The 18,127-nt window shown below is 64.9% G+C and carries 17 protein-coding genes; 3 read left to right on the top strand and 14 right to left on the bottom strand.

Annotated elements, in window-relative coordinates; translation table 11 throughout:
- Positions 1-99 precede the first annotated feature (99 nt).
- The 5 genes from OU995_RS14755 to ettA all read right to left on the bottom strand — a co-directional run bounded on the left by OU995_RS14755 (position 100) and on the right by ettA (position 6,217).
- Positions 100-738, bottom strand: coding sequence for a Spy/CpxP family protein refolding chaperone (locus OU995_RS14755; RefSeq protein ID WP_267830792.1), 639 nt, complete (start codon positions 736-738; stop codon positions 100-102).
- A gap of 237 nt (positions 739-975) precedes the next feature.
- Positions 976-2,931 (bottom strand): glycosyltransferase family 39 protein, encoded by a 1,956-nt coding sequence (locus tag OU995_RS14750; protein WP_267830791.1) that lies wholly within the window; start codon positions 2,929-2,931, stop codon positions 976-978.
- Entirely contained in the window at positions 2,928-3,935 is a 1,008-nt protein-coding gene (locus OU995_RS14745; protein WP_267830790.1) for a glycosyltransferase family 2 protein, read from the bottom strand. Before OU995_RS14745 ends, OU995_RS14750 begins: the two co-directional genes overlap by 4 nt.
- Positions 3,936-4,101: 166 nt before the next feature.
- Positions 4,102-4,539 (bottom strand): GtrA family protein, encoded by a 438-nt coding sequence (locus OU995_RS14740; protein WP_267830789.1) that lies wholly within the window; start codon positions 4,537-4,539, stop codon positions 4,102-4,104.
- Positions 4,540-4,552: 13 nt separating this feature from the next.
- Positions 4,553-6,217 (bottom strand): energy-dependent translational throttle protein EttA, encoded by a 1,665-nt coding sequence (ettA, locus tag OU995_RS14735; RefSeq protein ID WP_267830788.1) that lies wholly within the window; start codon positions 6,215-6,217, stop codon positions 4,553-4,555.
- 300 nt (positions 6,218-6,517) lie between these two features.
- On the opposite strand from ettA, the gene OU995_RS14730 reads away from it, so the two are divergent.
- Entirely contained in the window at positions 6,518-8,146 is a 1,629-nt protein-coding gene (locus tag OU995_RS14730) for an ABC transporter substrate-binding protein (RefSeq protein ID WP_267830787.1), read from the top strand.
- Positions 8,147-8,196: 50 nt separating this feature from the next.
- Here the strand turns inward: OU995_RS14730 and OU995_RS14725 are convergent, their stop codons facing one another.
- The 3 genes from OU995_RS14725 to OU995_RS14715 all read right to left on the bottom strand — a co-directional run bounded on the left by OU995_RS14725 (position 8,197) and on the right by OU995_RS14715 (position 10,716).
- A complete protein-coding gene (locus OU995_RS14725) occupies positions 8,197-9,477 on the bottom strand; it encodes a cyanophycinase (protein ID WP_267830786.1) in 1,281 nt (426 codons plus the stop codon).
- Positions 9,478-9,706: 229 nt separating this feature from the next.
- Positions 9,707-10,312 (bottom strand): DUF2939 domain-containing protein, encoded by a 606-nt coding sequence (locus OU995_RS14720; RefSeq protein ID WP_267830785.1) that lies wholly within the window; start codon positions 10,310-10,312, stop codon positions 9,707-9,709.
- The gene (locus OU995_RS14715; RefSeq protein WP_267830784.1) at positions 10,309-10,716 is read right to left on the bottom strand and encodes a VOC family protein; all 408 of its coding nucleotides are present in this window, start codon (positions 10,714-10,716) and stop codon (positions 10,309-10,311) included. The genes OU995_RS14720 and OU995_RS14715 overlap by 4 nt, the downstream gene beginning before the upstream one ends.
- A gap of 235 nt (positions 10,717-10,951) precedes the next feature.
- On the opposite strand from OU995_RS14715, the gene OU995_RS14710 reads away from it, so the two are divergent.
- Positions 10,952-12,940 carry a potassium transporter Kup gene (locus OU995_RS14710; RefSeq protein ID WP_267830783.1) on the top strand — a complete coding sequence of 663 codons (1,989 nt, stop codon included), beginning with the start codon at positions 10,952-10,954 and terminating at the stop codon, positions 12,938-12,940.
- 115 nt (positions 12,941-13,055) lie between these two features.
- Here OU995_RS14710 and OU995_RS14705 read toward each other — a convergent pair whose 3' ends face one another.
- From OU995_RS14705 to OU995_RS14680, 6 genes are all read right to left on the bottom strand, one after another.
- Positions 13,056-13,199 carry a hypothetical protein gene (locus OU995_RS14705; protein ID WP_267830782.1) on the bottom strand — a complete coding sequence of 48 codons (144 nt, stop codon included), beginning with the start codon at positions 13,197-13,199 and terminating at the stop codon, positions 13,056-13,058.
- A 93-nt stretch (positions 13,200-13,292) separates the two neighbouring features.
- Positions 13,293-13,529, bottom strand: coding sequence for a hypothetical protein (locus OU995_RS14700; RefSeq protein ID WP_267830781.1), 237 nt, complete (start codon positions 13,527-13,529; stop codon positions 13,293-13,295).
- Positions 13,526-13,945: an acyl-CoA thioesterase gene (locus OU995_RS14695; protein ID WP_267830780.1), complete on the bottom strand. Its 420-nt coding sequence runs from the start codon at positions 13,943-13,945 to the stop codon at positions 13,526-13,528. The genes OU995_RS14700 and OU995_RS14695 overlap by 4 nt, the downstream gene beginning before the upstream one ends.
- A complete protein-coding gene (locus OU995_RS14690; protein ID WP_267830779.1) occupies positions 13,942-14,628 on the bottom strand; it encodes a YceH family protein in 687 nt (228 codons plus the stop codon). Before OU995_RS14690 ends, OU995_RS14695 begins: the two co-directional genes overlap by 4 nt.
- A 2-nt stretch (positions 14,629-14,630) precedes the next feature.
- Complete coding sequence (locus OU995_RS14685) at positions 14,631-15,413, bottom strand: SDR family oxidoreductase (RefSeq protein WP_267830778.1); 783 nt, start codon at positions 15,411-15,413, stop codon at positions 14,631-14,633.
- Between the two features lie 131 nt (positions 15,414-15,544).
- On the bottom strand, positions 15,545-15,946 hold the full coding sequence (locus tag OU995_RS14680; protein WP_267830777.1) for an OsmC family protein: 402 nt from the start codon (positions 15,944-15,946) through the stop codon (positions 15,545-15,547).
- A gap of 247 nt (positions 15,947-16,193) precedes the next feature.
- On the opposite strand from OU995_RS14680, the gene OU995_RS14675 reads away from it, so the two are divergent.
- Positions 16,194-17,879, top strand: a complete 1,686-nt coding sequence (locus OU995_RS14675; protein WP_267830776.1) for an electron transfer flavoprotein-ubiquinone oxidoreductase — start codon at positions 16,194-16,196, stop codon at positions 17,877-17,879.
- Positions 17,880-18,127: the final 248 nt, after the last annotated feature.

The following is an 18,127-nucleotide window of genomic DNA, read 5'->3' as shown; positions in this document are numbered from 1 at the left end:
GGGGCGTTGCGCCACAGCCGCCTGCCGGGCCGCTTGTTCGGCCTGGACACGTGCTGCGGAATCATCAAAAGTCTGAAGCATATCCGGCTCCGTCAGTCTTTAGCCCTTGGGCGGGGGCGGGGGATCCATATCGTGGTCGCCATGCGGACCATCGCCACCGCGCGGACCCCCACGGCCACCCTGCTCGCGCAGGTGTTCCATGCGCTTTTCCATGCGGGCTTTGTGCTTCTTCAGCTCCACGGCCAGCTTGGCGCGCTGCTCGGCGGTCAGCACCTTGGCTGCGTCCACCATGGCCTGGCTGATGCGCTTGGAAGCCGCCTCATGCTGGGCCGTCATCTGCTGGCGCAGTTGCTCCACAGCGGCCGCATCGACGGTCGGGGCGGTCATCAGGGCTTCCAGTTGGTCGTGCAGCTGACGGCCGCCTTCGTGCTGGGCCTTGAGGTCCTTGTGGGCCGCTTCGAAGATGTCGCGGATCTGCTTGCGTTGAGCCTCGGAGGCTCCGACATCTTTCAGAATCCGGCCATCCAGGAACATCGGGCCGGGGCCGCCGGGCATGCCGGGGCCGAAACCCGGGCCGGGCTGCATACGCTCACCACGGCCGGGGCCTTGGTCCTTCCCTTGGGCCGGGGGGGCATCGGGACGCGCCTGGGCTTGAACGCTTTGTACGCCCACGGCGGCCAGACTCATCACCGCCGCCACGCTCAGTGCCTGGAGGGGACGGGAGAAACGCTTGATCATTGTTGACATCTCCTGTGTGAATGACGCAATCCTCGACGGCGCAGGTAATTTGGCCATGGGGCCGCCGTAAAGAAAGGTGAAAACACTCGAAGACTGTTGGCGGCCCCAGCCGCCCAGGAGAGATGCAGACAAATGAGCAGCCAATCTTGTCGGATTCGACACAAAAGCCAGGCCTGAGGCGCTCTGTGGGCGCCATCCCAACCGGTGCCCAACCGGGCCTCCCCACCATCCACCGACTCAGCGGCGACTGTACACACGCAGCTCGGTCTCGTCGGGCCGGTGCTGGCCGAGGATGGGCACGGTCTGGCGCAGTACGAAGCAGCAGCCCGACGCCAGCAAGCGTTCCAGCGCCTGCATCGAGGGCTGATCGCCCAGATAGCCGGTTTGCGCCACCACCACCGCCACGTGTTCGCGGTCGAGCAGTGCGCGGATGTCGTCCTCGGTCAGCCCGCGGTCCCGAATGCCCAGCTGACGCATGATGGTGATGTCCACCAGCCACTTGTCGGCGCGGCGCACGGCGAGGTCGGGCCGCTGGCCTTCGGCCCGGAGGGAGAAGATGAAGTTGCCATCCCGGTGCGCGGAGATCATCACCCGGGCGTTCGAAGGTGCCAGGCGGGCCGCCACCAAGGCAGCCTCGCGATGGCCGGTCACACGGGGGACGTCCGTCCAGCGATGACTCACGTGCGCCTCGATCAACATGCCGGCGAAGAGCACCAGGACAGACACCACCGAGGCGGCAGATGCCGGCGTAGGCGCCGCGCCCATGCGCCACAGCTGCGGCCAGCGGCCAATGACCAGCAGGGCTGCCAGCATCACAAACGGCAATATCGGCAGACCGAATCTCGGCTCCTTGTTGGACACCACGGTGAAGAACAGCCAGGCCGCCAGGCCCAGGGCCAGCGCCCACCCAGCCCTCCCATGCATGAGCAGCAGCACGGCCGTGGGCCGTCGGAACCGCCGCAGGGACCGAACGAGTGCCATCACCATCAACAGCAGGCCCAGCAGCAATACGGACAGCCCCATGGCCCCAAGCTGCTCCCCGAAGCGGGAGGCATACCAAGCCCAGTTGGCCCAAGAGGCCAATGGCGGCATGTCCGGCATCTGGCCTGCAAGACTCCCCATCACCTTGGCGAAGTAAACCGCCGACGCAACCGAGGGCAGCGACAGCAGCCCATAGAGCGCCGTCGCCCACAGGCGCGGCCGCCAGGGCTGCGCCCTGCCCACCGGATGCACAAACACCACAGCCAGCCATAGCGGCCATGCAAACACGGTCTGCACCCGCGTCAGCATGGCGCAGCCCAGCAGCACGGCAGCCAGCAGCAACCAACGCGAACCGGGACCCTGCGGCCCCAGCCCCACCGGCCGCCCACTGTCGAGCCCGCCCGCCTCTGGTCCGCCCGCTTCCCGTCCGCCCCCTGCCCGCTCGACGCCTACCCGCCCGACGCCTACCCGCCGCGCCCCTTCCAACCACACCACCAGCGCCCAACTACCCCACAACAGCAGCGCCACCGCCGGTACATCCAGCTGCACCTGTCGCCCCCACAAGGCCATCTCCGGGGCCAGCACCAGCATGGCCCCGGCGGCGCAAGCAGCCCAGCGGCCCAGCACGGGTCGGGTCCAGGCATAACCGGCCATGGCCGTCAGCGCCGCAAAGGCGGACACCACCGCCTGGCACACGGCATGGCTCACGCCGAATACCGCGAGCCATGGCGCGGTCACCAGATAGAGAAACGGCGGATAGAAGCCGATGTTGATGCCGGGGTACTGGTCGTAATAGGCCTTGGCGGACCGGATCGGATCTTTCCATCCGCCCTGGGCGAAGAAATCGTGGACGAACACGCTGTTCATGGCGTGGCGCGACGCGTCAAACCACCAGAAGTCCCCCGTGCGCGGGCTGCTGAGGAAATAGCCCAGGCCCACGCACAGGCCCAGCAACCAGGCGGGCGCGTGCCACCACCAGCGCTGCCGCAAGCGGGGGGCATCCCGGCTGGCGGTCTTGGCGGTCTTGGCGGCGTTGGCGGCGTTGGCGGCGTTGGCGGCGTTTCCAGGGGCGGAAGCGTTTGCGGCGTTTGCAGCGTTTGCAGCGTTTGCAGCGTTTGCGGGGGCGGCAGCGGTGGCAGCCGTCGAGGCACTCACCGGGGCCTGCCCGGCGCTATCCACCGGTCCAGGCACCGGCCCAGGCACCGCGTTCAAGGGCCCCTCCACTCGCCGCAGATGCTCTCCACCTGATAACGCGGCCGGTGTTTGCCCGACTCAAACACCTTGGCCAGGTACTCACCGATCACACCCAGCCCCAGCAACTGAATGCCGCCGAGGAAATACATCGGGATGACGGTGGAGGCCCAACCGGGCAAGGCATCCTCCGTCAGGATCCGCAAGCCCAGCGCCCAAAGCGCCATGCTGAGGCTCACCAGCGACACCAACACCCCAGCGCCGGTGATCAGCCGCAAGGGATACGGCGTGAACGAGCTGATGCCCTGCCAGGCCAGCGCCAGCATCTTGCCCAGCGGATATTTCGATTCCCCGGCAAAGCGCTCCGCCCGGTCGAACTCCACGGTGGTGCTGCGGTAGCCCAGCAGCGGCACCAGGCCGCGCAGGAACAGATGCGGTTCGCGGTAGCCCCGCAGCGCCTCCAGCGGGCGCCGGCCCATCAGGCGGTAGTCCGCATGGTTGAAGACCAGCTTCACGCCCATGGCGGCGAGGATGCGGTAGTAGCCCTCGGCGGTGACCCGCTTGAAGAAGGTGTCCGTGTCCCGACGCCGGCGCACCGCATAAACCACCTCATGGCCCGCACGGAAAGCCCGCACCATGTCCGCGATGATGCCGAGGTCGTCCTGCAGGTCCGCATCCAGGCTGATGATGGCGTCTCCATGGATGCTCATCAGCCCGCACAGCAAGGCATTCTGGTGGCCGCGATTGCGGCTGAGCTTGATCCCGCAAAAGCGCGGCGATCGGTTGGACAGTGTTTCGATCAGCGACCAGGTCTTGTCCCGGCTGCCATCGTCCACGAAGTAGACCGAACTGGCAGACGAAATCAGCTCCTGCGCTTCCAGTTCCTCCAGCAGCCGCTCCATCCGCCGGGCGGTTTCGGGCAACACGGCTTCTTCGTTGTAGCAAGGCAAAACGAAGTTGATGACCGGCGCCCCCACGCGGAAATCCGGTGCCCCGAGGAAATGCTGTCGTTCGATGAGTTCCACTGCCCGCCCCCTGCGCTGCCGGGAACGTGTCTTGGCCTGCCGCTCCCGACGCCGACTCTAGCGGGCGAAACTCGGCCGCCGTGGGGCGATCAGCCCTCTGAATTGGGGGGGGCGAGCGGGTGGGGATGTCCCCGAGTCCGGGTGAATCAGGCAGAACCGGGGCGCGTCAGGACGATGGGGCCGACTCTGCCCGGTGCGGACGCATGGCCCACAAGGCATTGAGCAGGAAATTGAAGAAGAGCACCAGAATGGTGACCACCGGCTGCGCCAGGTAGGGGTGCAGGCCCAGCCGCAGCAGGCCCCACATGCCGCCCGCATTCAGCAGCCAGCCCATGGCGGCCACCGCCGCAAAACGGGGCAGGTGTTTGCCGTGCCCGCCCTTCACCCCGAAGGTGAAGCGCGCATTGAGCGCATAGTTGGCCAGCGCGCCCACCAGATATCCGGTGGCGGAGGCGCGCACCGCAGGCCAGCCGGCAAGATTGAGCCATAAAAAGGCGGTGACGTAATGCACCGCCGTGGCCACACCGCCCACCAGCAAGAAGCGCCCGAACCGGCCCAGCGTGACCGGGCCGGCGGCGGGAGTGTCCACAGGCGCGCGGGCCATGCGTGGCTTCAGATCAGGTGATGGGCTTGAAACGCACCCGCTTCGGACGCGCGCCTTCTTCACCCAGACGCTTCTTCTTGTCGGCTTCGTACTCGTGGAAGTTGCCGTCAAAGAAGAACCACTGCGAGTCACCTTCGCAGGCAAGGATGTGGGTGCAGATACGGTCCAGGAACCAGCGGTCATGGGAGATGACCATGGCCGAGCCACCGAACTCCAGCAGCGCTTCTTCCAGCGCGCGCAGGGTTTCGACGTCCAGGTCGTTGGACGGTTCGTCCAGCATCAGCACGTTGCCGCCCTGCGCCAGGGTCTTGGCCAGGTGCAGACGGCCGCGTTCACCACCGGAGAGCTGGCCCACCATCTTCTGCTGGTCGTTGCCCTTGAAGTTGAAGCGGCCGATATAGGCGCGCGACGGCATCACGAACTTGCCCACGATGATGTTGTCCAGGCCACCGGACACGTCTTCCCAGACCGTCTTGTTGGCGTCCAGGCTCTGGCGGCTTTGGTCCACAAAGGCCAGCTTGGCGGTTTTGCCGATCTTGACCGTGCCGGCATCCGGCTGCTCCACGCCCTGGATCATGCGGAACAGGGTCGATTTACCGGCCCCGTTCGGGCCGATGATGCCCACGATGGCGCCCGGGGGCACCTTGAACGACAGGTTGTCGATCAGCACGCGGTCACCAAACGACTTGGTGACGTTTTCGAACTCGATCACCTCATTGCCCAGGCGCTCAGCCACGGGAATGAAGATTTCGTTGGTTTCGTTGCGCTTCTGGTATTCGACGTCGCTCAGTTCCTCGAAGCGGGCCAGACGCGCCTTGCTCTTGGCCTGACGGCCCTTGGCATTGGAGCGCACCCACTTCAATTCTTCCTTCATGGCCTTGGCGCGGGCGTCTTCCGACTTCTGTTCCTGCTCCAGGCGACGTTCCTTCTGGTCCAGCCAGTCGGAATAGTTGCCCTTCCAGGGGATGCCGTGGCCACGGTCCAGTTCCAGAATCCACTCGGCGGCGTTGTCCAGGAAGTAGCGATCGTGGGTGATGGCCACCACGGTGCCGGGGAAACGCTGCAGGAATTGCTCCAGCCATTCGACGGATTCGGCGTCCAAGTGGTTGGTGGGTTCGTCCAGCAGCAGCATGTCCGGCTTGGACAGCAGCAGGCGGCACAGCGCCACGCGACGCTTTTCACCGCCGGACAGCACGCCGATGTTGGCGTCCCAGGGCGGCAGGTTCAGGGCGTCGGCGGCCAGTTCCAGCTGCAGGTCGGTGTTTTCCGAACCGGCGGCGGCAATGATGGCCTCCAGCTCGCCCTGCTCGGCGGCCAGGGCGTCGAAGTCGGCGTCCGGCTCGGCATAAGCGGCATACACCTCGTCCAGGCGCTTCTTGGCGGCCAGCACGCCGCCAATGCCTTCCTCGACGGCTTCACGCACGGTCTGCTCCGGGTTCAGCTTCGGCTCCTGCTCCAGGTAGCCGATCTTGATGCCGGGCATGGGGACGGCCTCGCCTTCGATTTCCTTGTCCACGCCCGCCATGATCTTGAGCAGCGTGGACTTGCCGGAGCCGTTCAGGCCCAGCACGCCAATCTTGGCGCCGGGGAAGAAGGACAGCGAGATGTCCTTGAGGATGTGACGTTTGGGAGGAACCGTCTTGTTGACGCGGTTCATCGAAAAGACGTATTGAGCCATGGCGGAAGGGTTCCGGATTGGTTCTAGAAGAGGGTGGGCAGCGCACCGGGCAGAGTCTTGGGGCGTTCTGCGTGAGTTCTGCGTACGGTGTGCCTGAGCCCTGCCAGAGTGGTGCATGACGCAGGCCCGTGCGCGGCCCGTTTCGCTCCATTGTCGCAGCTTCCGGGACTGCCCCTAAACTGGATCGAAGGCTGAGTGGACAAAGGCCCGGCTGGTGCATGGGAACAGCACTTGCTTGTCCGCGTGTCGACGGCCCGCTCCGGCGACGGGTCGTTCCTGAATTTGTGATCTGGAGAAAGAATGAACCCCACCCCGCATGCCCTTGCCTCCCCTGCCCCACGGTTGGTGCGCCTGGCGGCTGTTGTCGGCCTGACCTGCAGCCTGGGCCTGGCCCCGTGGCTGGTGCAGGCCCAGACCCTGCGCTGGGCGGGTGCGGGCGACATGCAGACGGCGGACCCGCATTCGCAAAACGAGATCGTCACCAACGCCATGAACGGCCAGGTGTACGAACGCCTGGTGGCGCGGGACCGCAACCTGAACATCGTGCCCAGCCTGGCCACGGAATGGACGCAGCTGAAGCCCACGCTGTGGCGGGTGAAGCTGCGCCAGGGCGTGAAGTTCCAGGACGGCAGCCCCTTCACCGCCGATGACGTGGTGTTTTCAGTGAACCGGGCCAAGGACGTCCATTCCAACATCGCCGCCTATGCGCAGGCGGTGGGTACACCGCGCAAGGTGGACGACTTCACGGTGGAGTTTCAGCTGGAGCAGGTCAACCCGATCTTTCTGCAGCACCTGGACCTGATCTTCATCATGAGCAAGCGGTGGAGTGAACAGAACAAGGTCACCAAGCCGCAGAATTACAAGGACAAGGACGAGACCTACGCGGCCACCCACAGCAATGGCACCGGCCCCTACATCATGGTGGACCGCCAGCCCGGCATCCGCACCAGCTTCAAGCGCAACCCCAACTGGTGGGGCAAGTTCGAAGGCAATGTGCAGGAAGCGGTGTTCACGCCCATTAGCAATGACTCCACGCGCCTGGCGGCGCTGGTGTCCGGCGAAGTGGATGTGGTGCTGGACCCCGCCCCGCGCGACCTCAACAAGCTCAAGCAGACCAGCGGCGTGAAGGTGCTGGAAGGCCCGGAAAACCGCCTGATCTTCATCGGCATGGACCAGGGCCGGGACAAGCTGATCTACGGCAAGGTGCCAGGCGACAAGAACCCGTTCAAGGACGCGCGGGTGCGTCAGGCGCTCTACCAGGCGATCGACATCAAGGCCATCCAGGTGAAGCTGATGAACGGGCTGAGCCTGCCCACCGGCGGCCTCACGCCTTCGCCGCTGGGTGCCTACAACGATGCCCAGATTGAATCCCGCCTGCCCTTTGATCTGGCGGCGGCGCGCAAGCTGATGGCCGATGCGGGTTATGGCAATGGGTTTGAGGTCACGCTGGACTGCACCAACAACCGCTACATCAACGACGAGAAGATCTGCCTGGCGCTGGCCTCGATGTGGGCGCAGCTGAAGGTCAAGGTGAATGTCAATGCGCAGCCGCGCACGCTGATGTTCCCCAAGCTGGAGAAGCTGGACACCAGCCTCTACATGTTCGGCTGGGGCGGTGTGATCACCGATGCGGAAGTGGCCTTCACCCCGCTGCTGCGCAACCGCAGTGACAAGGGCGTGGGTTATTACAACTTCGGCAACTGGAAGGACGACAAGTTCGATGCCCTGGCGGCCAGCTCCAGTGTGGAAGCCGACCCGAAGAAGCGTGAGGAACTCGTCAAGGCGGCACTGCAGGTGTTCAAGGCGCAGAACCATGTGATTCCGCTGCACCGCCAGATGATCCCCTGGGCCTTCCGCCAGAACGTGACGGTGCAGCACCGGGCGGACAACTGGTTTGAGCTGCGCTGGGTGACCGTGGGCGGGAAGTAAGGCCGGAGGGACGCTGCAACCGTCAGCCGGCCCGGCTCTGCAGCGAAAGATCAGCGGGGAGTGGTGGCCGGCTCCGGCACCACCGCCGGCCCCTCGCTGGCGGTCGGCGTCGGGTTGTTGGCCGCCAGACGTGGCGGCGCCGCCAAGGGCACCGGCACCGGGCGCACATCCAGACGCACGTCCAGCAGGGTGATGTCGTCTGCATCGCCCTGGCTGTTGAACCAGCCTTGCGTGCCCTCCCCGCGATACAGCCGGAACACAAAGGCCGTCCGGTCTCGCGCTTCGGTCGCGCCGGGCCGGACGCGGGCTGCCATCGCCCGCACCTCGCCAGACGGCGCGGTCATCAGCTCGGCCATGGCCTGCACGATGCGGTTATCCCCCAGGATGTCGGTCTGGAAGGTGCTCACCGGGCCCGGCACGTGATGAGAGGCCCGGATCAGCCGGGTTTCCGGCAACGGGCTCTTGCTTCGCTCGGGGGTGACGCGGCCGGAGCGCAGTTCGTAATGGTCGCCGTTGGCGAGGTAGCTCAGGCGCGCATCCTGAACATTGAACAGCGGCAGCGACGGATCGGTGCGTGCGCTGCGCAGATCCACCAGCAAGGCGCCGCGGGCGCCGATGATGTCCACCGAGGGGCCCTGAATCACGGCCGCGCTGTTTTCCTCAATGCCCAGGCCCAGGCGATAGCCCTGCGCCATCATCAGCGGCAGCATGCGGCCGATGCGGCCACGCTTGAGGAAATGCTGGTCCACGAACAGCCGGTCGGTGATGAAGCCCAGCCCCCGGTCCACTTCATGCCCAGCGCGCATCTGGCCGCGCATCACGCCCATCACATCCTGAGCGTCGCGAAACATGGTGCGGCTCATGATGGCCGCGCCCGCGCTGGTGCCAGCCACGACACCACCCCGTCGATAGACATCCCAGATGGCATCCAGCATGGCGGTGGGTTTGCCGTTGGGCTGGAAGGTGTCCACGATCAGGCCTTGCGCCCCGCCTGAGAAGAACACGGCGCTGGAATTGCGGATCTTCCCGATCAGCGCCGGATCATTCAGGTTTTTCTGCAGGTCCGCCCCCTCCAGCCGCGGGGCAACGGGAATGTGCTCCGCCTGCGCGCCATGCCGCTGAAGCACCTGCACGATGGCCGTGGCCGTCTGCTCCGGAGCGGCCGATGCGGTGGCCAGCACGGCGAACCTGGCCTTGCCCGGGCCGCCGGCCTCTTCCACGATGCGCTGCCATACGGCCTCGTTATCGAAGCGCAGGTTACCGCCGATGACGATGGCGGTCTGGGCCTCGGCCAAGTGCCAGCTGCAGGCGGCCAGCAACAGCACAGGCATGCGAAGGAGTCGGCGGAGCGTCTGCATGGCGCAATAGTGCCTCGAATGTCTTCAGCAATCCAGCAGACCCACCAACGTACTCCGTACATTTTTGTTGGACATTCGGCCTGCCGCTAGACGGATGTGGAGGAGCGCTTAAAAGGGTCGAGATCAACGACCCAGGCGGAGCAGACCCGGGCGCGGGGTGGGCGCAGAGGCTGGACCGAGCATGAAGCGCGGTCTCCATGGATCACTGACGCGGCAGCTGAATGTCTGTCAGTTGCCAGGACACCCATCCGCGCTGCTCAAAGACCAGCGCCACCTGGCGGTCCTGCGGCTTGTCGATGCGGCGGGCATGGAAGATGACGGTGGTCAGGCTGGGGCGCTCGGTCCACCAATCGACCTGTTCATCCTTTGGGGTGGTCTCGGGCTGCTGGCCCGGGGGCGCGTCCGGGCCGGTCCCCGCCGACGGCTCCCGGTCGGCAGCCCGCTTCTTTGGCATCCATTGCCCTTGCTGCAGCAAGCGCATCACCACCTCGGGGCGCACCAGCGCCTCCACGGCCCCCTCGGCCATGGCCGTTCCCAGCATCCTGCCGAAGGCGCCGGCTGCCTTCTTGAAGTCATTGCCCGGCTGGGACGAGTCTTCGTCGCCTTGCTTGAATGAGGCTGTGAGTTGCGCCTTCAGGTTGTCGCGCAGCCTGGGATAGTCCACGTGGGCGTTAAAGCGGTCGGTGTCACCGGCCTTCGCAGCTTCCCGCATCTGGTGCACCGCCAGATAGGGCGATGCAAACCACCCGCCGCCCACAACGACCACCACCGCCACAACGGCTGCCTGGATCCACTTGCTGCGAGTCATGCCGCTGAGCCGGTGGCGGGTTCCGAAATCTCGATCAGATTCAGGTCGGGGTCCCGGAGGTAGACGGATCGGATCTTCCCGGCAGCGCCAGTGCGCATGACGGGACCTTCGATGATGGGGACGCCATGCCGATTCAGCCGCTCAATGACCTGATCCAGCGGGATGGAGGCAATGAAGCACAGGTCCAGCGCACCGGGCACCGGCGTATGGGCCTTGGGCTCAAACTCGCGGCCTTTGACATGCAGGTTGATCTTCTGCTGCCCGAACTTGAAGGCCCGGCGTTCCACCGGCGGAGTGCCGCCAATGAAGGACTCGAGTTGCATGCCCAGCACGTCGGTATAGAAGCGGATGCAATCGGCTTCGTGGCTGGTGGTCAGGACGAGGTGGTCGAGGTGGTGGATCATGGTGGTGAGAATACCCCCAGCCCAGCCCAGCCCCGCTCAACTCGCATCTCAGCGAGCGGCCCCGCTGCTGCAGCCAGCCTCCTCACCCACACTTGAGCGTGGGTACCACATCTCTTCACCAAGAGGTAGCGGTCATGCCTGCGGCGCCTGAGGCTGAATCTTGTGCTCTTGATCCGGTGGAGGCACACTCGCGCTCCTACTTCTGGGGGGCCGTTCGTCCAGTCACCAGCGCCTGATGTCGCCCAGTGATTTGATCCGCCAGCCGCCCTGCGAGCCCATCGAGATGCTTCGAACGCCGTCCTCTGCTGCCGCCCCCACTGCCCATGTGAATTCCACGCCCCACCATGGGCCGCGTCAAGGCTTGGCCACGCTCACGCTGGGCGCGCTGGGGGTCGTGTTTGGGGACATTGGTACCAGCCCGCTCTACACGATGCGCGAGGTGCTCAACCCCGCCAACGGCGTGACGCTGGACCCTGCGTCGATCATCGGTGCGGTGTCCGCCATCTTCTGGGCCTTGATGGTCGTGGTGACCCTCAAGTACGTTGTATTGATCCTTCGCGCGGACAACCGCGGTGAGGGCGGCATCATGGCGCTGACGGCACTGGCCGTGTGCGCGGCCGGCGATACGGCGGCCAGGCGGCGGGTGCTGCTGTTGGTCGGCGTCTGCGGCGCGGCGCTGTTTTATGGCGACAGCGTCATCACACCGGCCATCTCCGTCATGGGTGCGGTGGAGGGCCTCGAACTGGTCACGCCGGCACTCAAACCCTTTGTGTTGCCCATCTCGGTGGCGGTCCTGGCTGGACTGTTCGTGATCCAGCGCCACGGCTCTGCGGCCGTTGGTGTGCTGTTCGGCCCGGTCATGCTGTTGTGGTTCAGCGTGCTGGGCCTGATTGGCGTACTCCAGATCTCGCAGGCGCCGGAGATCCTCCGGGCGCTTGATCCGCGTTACGGTTTTGCGTTCCTGCAGGCCCGTGGGCCGGGGCTCTTCCTTGTTGTGGGGGCGCTGGTGCTGGCGCTGACGGGTGCAGAGGCGCTTTACGCGGACATGGGCCATTTTGGTCGTCGCCCCATCCGGCTGGCGTGGACGGCGCTGGTGCTGCCGATGCTGGCCTTGAACTACGCCGGGCAAGGCGCCTTGCTGCTGAGAGACCCGACCGCGCTGGACAACCCGTTTTTCCGGTTGTTCCCGCCCGCATGGCTGATCCCCATGGTGCTGCTGGCCACCCTCGCCTCGGTGATCGCTTCCCAGGCGGTGATCTCCGGGGCGTTTTCGTTGACCAAGGAGGCCATCCAGCTGGGTCTGTTGCCTCGTATGCGGGTCATCTACACCTCCGCGCAGGCCATGGGCCAGGTCTATCTGCCTGCCATCAACTGGACGCTGCTGATCGCGGTCCTGCTGGCCGTGCTCGGCTTTGAGAGTTCGTCGGCGCTGGCTTCGGCTTACGGCATCGCCGTGACCATCACCATGCTGATCACCACGGCACTGACCTTCTTCGTGGTGCGATATGCCTGGCGTTATCCCGCCCCGGTGGCCTGGGCAGCAACGGCCGTCTTCCTGGTGGTCGACGCCGTGCTGGTGCTCTCTTGCTCGCTCAAGGTGCTGCAGGGGGGCTGGTTCCCCCTGGCGATGGGCCTGGTGCTCTTTGCGGTGATGGCCACCTGGCGCCGTGGCAAGGAACGTCTGCACGCGCAGGTGGCGGACGAAGACCTTCCGCTGCTGCCGTTCCTGGAATCGCTGTCGCACGACATCGGTGGCCCGCGACCGGACCGTATTGCGGTGTATCCGGTGTCCAACCCGGAGGTCGTGCCGCCCGCGCTGCTGCACAACCTGAAGCACTACCAGTTGCTGCACGCGCGAAATGTGATCGTGACGGTGCGTTTCGACGAAGTGCCGTTTGTGCCCGAGGACCAGCAACTCACGGTGGAGATGCTGCCTGGCGGTTTCTGGCGGGTGGTGGTGCGTTACGGGTTCAAGGATGAACCCAACCTGCCGGCGGCCCTGGGGCGGTGCGCGCGCCATGATCTGCAGTTCGACCCCTTCCTCGCCTCGTACTTCCTGAGCCGGCAGGTGGTGGTGCCGGGCGCTCAGAAGAAGAAATCGGGAATGGCGCGTTGGCGTCAACAGCTGTTCATCACCATGGCGCGCAATTCCAGCAGCGCGGCCGACTACTTCCGGTTGCCGGACAACGGGGTGATTGAGCTGGGGTCGCGGGTGCAGCTTTGAGGGAAGGTCAACCGCCACGGCGACCGGCTGCAAGGTTCAGAGGCAGGCTCCGACTGCAGCCGGGGCGCCGTGATCCGGAGCGCGTCAGGCTTGATGTTGAATCCGAATTCGGCTGCTAGATTTCGAAGCCCAGACCGAGGCCAGCGTCTTCATCACACAGTATTCCGTGTCGATGCAGCCGGTCGATGATGGCCTCCGCTCGGTCGGGTGACCAACTTCTGATGGCATCCAGCGCACGCTCGCGAGGGCTATGCAGCATCCCTGTTGTCCTTGGATTTGAGTCAGCAAAGCGCAGTGGTCGAATCGCGGACCAAGGCCAAACGCCGAAATCCGCAGACGAATCCGCTCAGGGTCAAGCCGGGGACTTCTTCCTCGCCCGCCGAATCCGATACGCCGCCAACGGCAACACCAACGCCAGCAACACCCCCACCCCGGTGTGCAAATCCCCCTGACGTTTGTTGGGCAGGTTCATCAGCCACTCCAGCACCTGCTTGGCGCCGCTGTTGATCAGCCAGATGAAAAACACGGCCATCAGGGCCGCCAGCAGCAGGCCCAACGCCCGTTGCCGGCCCGTCGGTTTCATATTCATGTGAGTTGCTCCCTCAACCACGTCGGCAGTTCCACCGACTTTTGCAGCGCCGCATCCTGCCACACGGTCGTGGCGCCTCCGGCTGCGCAGATCACCCCCGGCTCGTCCGTCCGTTCCAGCGTGATCCAGGTGTCAAAACTGGAGCGCCCTGGGGAAGAGACATAGTGCCGTGCGATCAACTCACCGGGATAGGTCACCTGGCGATAAAAGTTGCAGAAAGCATTCACGATCACCGGCCCCTGCCCTGCCGGACTGGGCGCGCCACCCAGGCGCTCCAGCCACTCCACACGCGCCATTTCCAGGTAGCGGAAATACACCGTGTTGTTGACATGCCCCATCGCGTCCATGTCGCCCCACCGGATCTGAATGCGGGTCTCATGGACCAGCTTCTTCTCCTGCGGAATCTCGAATCTCATGGCGTCAGCCCCAGTTCCGACTGCAGCCGTGCCACCGCCGCCTTGAGCTGTTCCACATCCGCCCGCAAGGCCGCGATTTCTTCGTCTCGGGCATCCGGGCCAGCCGGCGCCGAAGCCGAAGCCGAAGCCGAAGCCGAAGCCGAAGCCGAACCATAGGCCGCCACGCCCCCACCGCCCACCGCCACGTCCGGTTCTCCACTCAGCATATGCGCCCAACGCTGCTCCCGCGCCCCAGGCGCCCGCGGCAGTTTGCGCGCCAGCGGCGGTTCACGCGCCGCCAGCTCGTCCAGGAAGCCTTCCACCGACGACACATCCGCGAACCGGTGAATGCGCTCCGCATTCAGCCGCAGTTCCGCCGCCGTCTGCGGGCCGCGCAGCATCATGACCGTCAGCAGCGCCTCGGCTTGCCCCGGCACGCCCAGCACCCGCTTCATGTTGTGCTCAAACCGCAGCACCCGGCTGCCGCTGACCGTATTCACCAGGCTCATCGCCTTGAGCTCGTCCAGCGCTGCGGCCACATCGGCCTCCGATGCATTCATCACCGGGTCCCGCGCCGTCTTCTGGTTCACGCCCAGCGTCAGACCGTTCAGGGACATCGGATAACTGTCCGGCACGGTGAAGGCCTTTTCCACCAACACCGCCAGCACACGCGCTTCCAGCGCGCTCAATTCACGCAAAGCCATGCTCAAACACCAAACCCGTCGTCCGCTTGAATCACCGCGCCGTTGATGAAACGGCTTTCCTTGGCACACAACATCAGCAAGGTGGTGTCCAGGTCCTGCGGTTGCCCCACGCGCTTGCGCGGCAGCAGTTCCACCAGTTTGCGGCCCTGCTCGGTCTGCCAGTGGTGATGGTTGATTTCCGTATCGATATAACCAGGGCAGATGGCATTGACATTGATGTCGTATTTGCCCCATTCCAGCGCCATGGCCCGCGTCATGTGAATGACGGCCGCCTTGCTTATGGAATACACGCCAATTTGCGACAGCACGCGCAAGCCCGCCATGGAAGCGATGTTGACAATGCGCCCGCCCGTGAACGTGCCCGGTGCCGCCCCGCGCGCACGGGCCAGCATGCGCTTGCCCACTTCCTGCGCCACAAAGAACGACCCGCGGACATTGGTGTCCATCACGTAGTCGAAATCGTCCGGGGTGACATCGGTCAGGCGCTGCGTGGTGCTCACGCCGGAGTTGTTGATCAGGATGTCCAGCGTGCCGACTTCCGTCTCCGCACGGGCCACCGCTGCCGCAATGCTGTCGATGTCGGTGACATCCAGGCTCACCACATGCGCATCGCCACCCCCGGCTTCAATTTCCGCACGCAGGGCCTTCAGCCGCTCCACGCGACGCGCCGCCAGCACCACACAGGCGCCGGCCTTGGACAAGGTCTTTGCAAACTGCGCACCCAAGCCGCTGGAGGCGCCGGTAACGAGGGCCACACGGCCCTCCAGATCAATGCTGTAGCTCATGACAAGGTCTCTCGTTGATGACTGCTCGGTGACCCAAAAATTGCTGGCGGTCACGATAGCACGTGACCACCCGAACTTGCGTCACGGATGCGTCGGACCTTGCCCAGCGTCAGCCGCAGGCCTCTCGGCCGTCAATCCGCCAGAACCGTTTCGATCTCGGTCGTCACTTGGGTCATCAGCTTGTGGACCGGGCACTTGGCCGCCACCTGCAGCAGCCGCTCCCGATCTTCCGGGGTCAGGTTGCCCACCAAGGTCAGTGTGGTCTTCAATTTGTAGACGCCTTGTTGCTCCTGCGAACCATCCCGGTCCACCTGCACCAGCACATCCTCCAATGGCAAGCCCTTGCGGTTGGCATACCAAAGTACGGTCAGCGCCTTGCAGGTGCCCAGTGCCGCGTCATACAGCTCATGCGGATCAGGCCCGGCGCCCTCCCCGCCGCCGGACACCGGTTGGTCGGCGGTCAACTGGTGCTGGCCGATGCGCACGGTCTGGCGCATGGGGCCGGTTTTGTCGCGCTGGATCTGGATGGTCATGGGGGCTCCAAAGAGTGAGGGTTGCTGGATGCCGATCCTACGGTGCGCCCTGCGGGCCAGCATCCACCTCCCGGGAGAGTTTCCTGCCACATCATGCAGGCCCTGCCTGTCACTTTCGGCGCAGCTCTCTATTCCTCATCACACGGAAAAGCACGACCGTTCTATTTTGACGCCAGACGGCTAGAATGCGCCGCAACCCGCCGGAGCAGCCGCCCGGCCTCCCCAATGAGAACAACCTAGGAAGACCATGACCTCCGAAGAACTTGTTGCCCAGTACGGTCCGCGCGACAGCATGGAATACGACGTTGTGGTCGTTGGCGGCGGCCCCGCCGGCCTGGCCACCGCCATCCGCCTGAAGCAGCTGGCCTCTGACAAGGGTCAGGAGATCTCGGTGGTGGTGCTGGAGAAGGGGTCGGAAGCCGGCGCCCATATTCTCTCCGGGGCTGTGATGGACCCGCGCGCGCTGACCGAACTGTTCCCCAACTGGAAAGAGCTGGGCGCACCGCTGGCGCAGCCGGTCACCGGTGATCAGGTGCTGTTCCTGAGCGAAACCGGTGCCAAGGACACGCCGCAGTGGCTGATCCCGGCCTGCTTCCACAACCACGGCAACTACGTCATCTCGCTGGGCAACGTCACCAAGTGGCTGGCGCAGCAGGCCGAGGCCCTGGGCGTGGAAATCTTTGCCGGCTTTGCCGCCGCCGAGGTGGTGTATGACGAACAGGGGCGCGTCAAGGGCGTGGCCACCGGCAATGTCGGCGTGGGCAAGGATGGTGAGCCGCATGACGGCTTCCAGCTGGGCATGGAGCTGCATGGCAAGTACACCATCTTTGCCGAGGGCTGCCGCGGCCACCTGGGCAAGCAGCTGATTGCCAAATATCAGTTGGATGCTGGCAAAGATCCGCAGACCTACGGCATTGGCATCAAGGAGCTGTGGGAAGTGCCGGCGGACAAGGCCAAGCCTGGGTTGGTGGTGCACACTGCGGGTTGGCCGATGGACAGCGACACCTATGGTGGCGGCTTCCTCTACCACCTGGAAGGCAACAAGGTCACCTTGGGCTTTGTGGTGGGGCTGGACTACAAGAATCCGTGGCTGTCCCCCTTTGAAGAGATGCAGCGCTGGAAGACGCATCCGTCCATCCGTCAGCACATCGAAGGCGGCAAGCGCCTGGGTTATGGCGCCCGGGCCATCACGGCCGGCGGCCTGCTGAGCCTGCCCAAGCAGGTATTCCCTGGCGGCGCACTGGTGGGGGACGATGCGGGTTATCTGAATGCGGCCCGGATCAAGGGCAGCCACGCGGCCATCAAGAGCGGCATGTTGTGCGCCGAAGCCATTGCCGACGCGCTGGCAGCCGGCCGTCAGCTGGATGAGCTGCATGCTTACCCGGCCGCGTTTGAGCAAAGCTGGCTGCGTGAGGAGCTGGACCAGTCCCGCAACTTCAAGACCTGGTTCAAGAAGGGCAACACCATCGGCACGCTGATGACTGGCATCGAGCAGTGGCTGCTGCCGAAGCTGGGCATCAAGAGCCCGCCGTGGACGCTGCATCGGGACCAGCCGGACCACACCTATCTGCGTCCGGCGTCGGAGATGCCCAAGATCAGCTATCCCAAGCCGGACGGCAAGCTGACGTTTGACCGCCTCTCGTCGGTGTTTGTGTCCAACACCAACCACGAAGAGAACCAGCCCGCCCACCTGACGCTGAAGGACAACGTGGTGCCGGTGCAGGTCAACCTGAGCCAATATGCAGGCCCTGAAAGCCGCTACTGCCCCGCTGGCGTGTATGAGTTCGTGAAGAACCCGGACAACTCAGAGCGCCTGCAGATCAATGCGCAGAACTGCGTGCACTGCAAGACCTGCGACATCAAGGACCCGACCCAGAACATCGTCTGGGTGACGCCGGAAGGCGGCGGTGGGCCGAATTACGCGGGGATGTGATCACCGCTGGCCGGCACACAGCAAAGCCCGCTTCGGCGGGCTTTTTCATGGGCCGGGATCACGCGGACGTGGCTCCACCTTGGCCAATGCTGCCAGGGCGTCATGGCTCCGTAGTGCCCCCTTCCGCATGAGCAGCACTGCGCCCCTTTAACGCAACTTAACCCCGACGAACCCTGCCTAAAACTCTGCCCAACTAACATCCACAGATCATCTCGATGCTCAAAAGGGGGGGGCTTATCCCACCCCAA

It is taken from the genome of Roseateles sp. SL47 (assembly GCF_026625885.1).
Lineage (GTDB): Bacteria > Pseudomonadota > Gammaproteobacteria > Burkholderiales > Burkholderiaceae_C > Roseateles.
This window is presented reverse-complemented; position numbering and strand designations above follow the sequence as displayed.